This window comes from Microvirgula sp. AG722 (assembly GCF_003269145.1).
Lineage (GTDB): Bacteria > Pseudomonadota > Gammaproteobacteria > Burkholderiales > Aquaspirillaceae > Microvirgula > Microvirgula aerodenitrificans.
This window is the reverse complement of sequence record NZ_QLTJ01000037.1, coordinates 1-3,395: the sequence shown is the minus strand read 5'-3', so window position 1 is coordinate 3,395 and position 3,395 is coordinate 1. Positions and strand designations below refer to the sequence as shown.

Here is a 3,395-nt window from a genome sequence, read left to right as displayed (position 1 = left end):
GGTCCCGGCCACGAAGCCGGTATCGACGGTCACGCCGCTGGCGTCCAGATGCCCGCCGCTCAGCGTGCCGGCCTGGCCGTCCGGCCGGGTGCCGATCACGTAGCCGGCCAGTGTCGATCGTGCAACCCGCTGTTCATGCCCGGCAGCGGATTCCAGGAGAGGCGGGACGAACTGGTAGGCAGCAGCGGCAGCCGAGCCGCTGATATCGCCAGCCCGGGTCGCGATATCCCTGAACAAACCGCAACTGCTGTCTCCGCACAGCAATTGAACCTGACCACGATTGATCAGGGTGCTGCCACTGCCAGCCATCCAGAATGCATGCGACTGCCGGGCATGGATCCGGATAACGCCCTGGCTGTCATTGACAATGCGACCGGCCGCATTGCGCCCCCCCAGCACCATGGCTGTCATGCCGGTATCGGCCGTTCCTTTCTCGCCAAGGTTGAGGGCGCCGCGGTTGACCAGTTGCGAATCACTGTCGCTGCGCATGGCAATCGCGTTGTTGCCACGCACGGTAATGGAAGCTTCCGGGTCGTTGACCAGATCGTGCCCGGCATGATTTTTCACGTACAACGCGGTCGTGGTGCCCTTGTCAGCAGTAAAGTCGATCGTACCGCTGTTGATGAACATGCTGCGTCCCTGCTTTGCCGCCCTGACCGTCATCATGACCCCATACCCCTCGCGCACGGTCAATGTCCCGGCGTTATGGATACCGTTGCCAAGCCCTGGGCCGGCAACAAATGCCGCGACGCGGTGCCCCCCGGCATTGGCAGCCTCTGCCAGCACCGTCCCCTGGTTGACGATTCCACCGTTCTGCTTGTTTACGGCCATGCCGCTCCCGCGCAGATGGAGTCGCCCGGACGGCTGATTACGCATCCAGCCATTGATTCCCAGTGGATGGCGCACCACCAGAGTTCCTTCATTGACAAGCAGCCCGCTGGCGAGGAGCTTGCTTTTCCGGGCCAGCGTCATGCGTGCGCCGGCCGCATTCTGCACCCTCCCGGCGACCGCCAGCCGCATGCCCGCAACGCCTCCCTCGTTGATGAAAACACCATCCGGGTCAACCTGGAGTACGCCATTGAACAGCGTACTGACATTCACCTGATGCAAAGCGTCCAGGTCCGCCCCCCCGACGATCAGCCACTTGCCGGCCAGATCGCTCGACGACGAGTAAACAACCTGATTGACCTTGTCCGGCAACGTGCCGGACTGCCCTGCAGGCCAGCCCATCCGGGCGTCCCTGGACGGCATGGGATTACCGTTCAGGTTGACCATGCCTTGATTGATCAGCGTACTGCTGCTGTCAGCATGGAACGCCCTGGCATTTGCAGCATTGACATTGATGATGCCCATGCGGCGGTTGACGGCAGTCGCACCATTCAGGGCAACCAGCCCGAACAGTGGCAGGCCATCCTCCGGCGTGCCTGGCGCGGCCTGCAGGTTGATGACACCCTGATTGACCACCATGGCCCCCGATGACGACGCGATCATCGCCACCCCGGAATTGGCAACAGTGATCGTCCCTTCGTTGACGGCAATGGTATTTCTGCCGCCTCCCCGGCTGACCGACATGCCGAACTCGAGCTCGCTCGCTGGCATTGCCGCTCGCGGCGGCAAGGCGCCATCACTGGCCGGGTCGACATCAATCCGGCCCAGGTTGATCAGCGCCGGCAAGGGTGGCGGCGTAGACAGATAGAGATTGTGATCAAGGGAGATAATGGCGGCCCCTTCCGCAGCCATGCCGGATGCCCCCACCCCCTGTGCAACAATACTGCCCGCCACCCCGTTCCTGGCCTGCCCGGCAACGAAAGTTCCCTCGTCACTCAGCTTCAGCGCCAGGCCATGCGCCTGCACCTGAATTTTTCCTTCCAGGTCAGCGTATACCGGGTAGGCGCCGGCAATATGGATGCCCGTCGCCCCGTTGCTGACGATGATGCGACTGTCGGCCCCTGCAACAAGCTGGTTACGCCCGTCCTCAGCCTGCCGGTGACCCGCTCTGGACGTGAAAACCACCTGGGGACCATCAGGATTGCGAAACGAGATGCCCACCGAGCCCTGCCCCGATGCCAGTATCGTCCCGCCACTGAGCATGACCCGGCTCAACCAGCCCTGAACAAAAAGGCCAGTCCCTCCCTCTGCCACTTCACTGCTGCCCCCATCCCGGTGCAGCGTATTGCCGCTCCCCCCCATCACGACCCCCTGGCTCCCCTCTCCAAGAATCCGCTCCGTATCCCGCAACCGGATCGAGGTCTGGCTGCCGTCGATCAGGAGGCCGGTCGCACCACTGCCAATCGTGCTGGCAATGGGCTGTGCACCCAGACTCAAGGGTGGCGGATCCTTCAATACGAGACTGATCTGGTTGCCTGTCACATGAATGCCGATCGCGGACAGGCTGATATTGCCTGTCCCGACACCGGACAGCCGGGCGCTGCCGCCTTCCAGCAACACGCCCGTACTTCCCGCTCCATGAACGTCCAGCGGCCGAAGCAGGCGAAGTTCCGCCTGCTTTCCCGTCACGCGAATGCCTGTCGCCCCTTGGTCGACCTCACCGCGGTTTGCCAGCATCACCGCCGCGTCATTCCCCTTGATCACGATTCCGTTGCTCCCTTTGCCATTGACATGCATCAGCGAGCTGGGCCGGTCAAAACGGACCTTGTTGCCGGAGATGAGGAAACCGGTGCCCCCTCCACTGACCCATGTCCGGTAGTTGCTGGAAAACTGGCCATTTTCCTGCGACATGTCAAAGCCGACAGTGGACGGGCCGCTGGCCTGAATCGGGCGCAACCGCAGGACGATGTCTGCGGCGGGAGCGGGAACGGGAACAACCATTGCACTGCTGAACGCCACCATCAGAGAGAGCCGCTGCATCCTCCCCCTTGCCTGAATGCGCTGCCGCCACCGAACACGTCCATGAATATGCAACATGATGATTTTCCATAATATTTACGGATTGAATCATGACAATAGTCCGCTTGCGCCCCTGGCAGAATTACATCCGGCCGGTAAAGGGCAAGGGATGTTCTGAACATTCATTCAGAATAGGTGCACCCAGCTCCCGGCTCCCCCCCGGTCCTGCATGCCATTCTCACGCCCCGCATACACCTTGAGATCAAAACGGCCGGCCTTGCCCTGATGGCTGAGGCTCAACCGCCCGCCGTAGCCGAAGCGCGCCCGGTCCGCCGCCAGGGTGAACCGGCCGCCGTCCGGCAGGCTGGCGAAGCGGGCCTGCCGGACGGCGGCCTGCCGGTACAGCGTCGGTCGTCCCAGCAGTTCGGCGTCGACCCGCCAGCCACGGCCGTTCCGCGCATCGACCGCCTCATGCCGGACCCGCAGCCCGAACACCCCCTCCACCGCGCTGGCACGGGCCGCCGACAGCTGCAGCGCATAGACGCCGG

The 3,395-nt window shown here is 63.2% G+C and carries 2 protein-coding genes; both read right to left on the bottom strand.

Annotated elements, in window-relative coordinates; translation table 11 throughout:
* Nucleotides 1–2,925 (bottom strand): hypothetical protein (locus DFO50_RS18635; RefSeq protein WP_146745159.1); only part of this gene is annotated, 2,925 nt, incomplete at its 3' end.
* A gap of 108 nt (nucleotides 2,926–3,033) precedes the next feature.
* Nucleotides 3,034–3,395: hypothetical protein (locus DFO50_RS19310; protein ID WP_158537507.1), on the bottom strand; the 362-nt coding region annotated here is incomplete at its 5' end.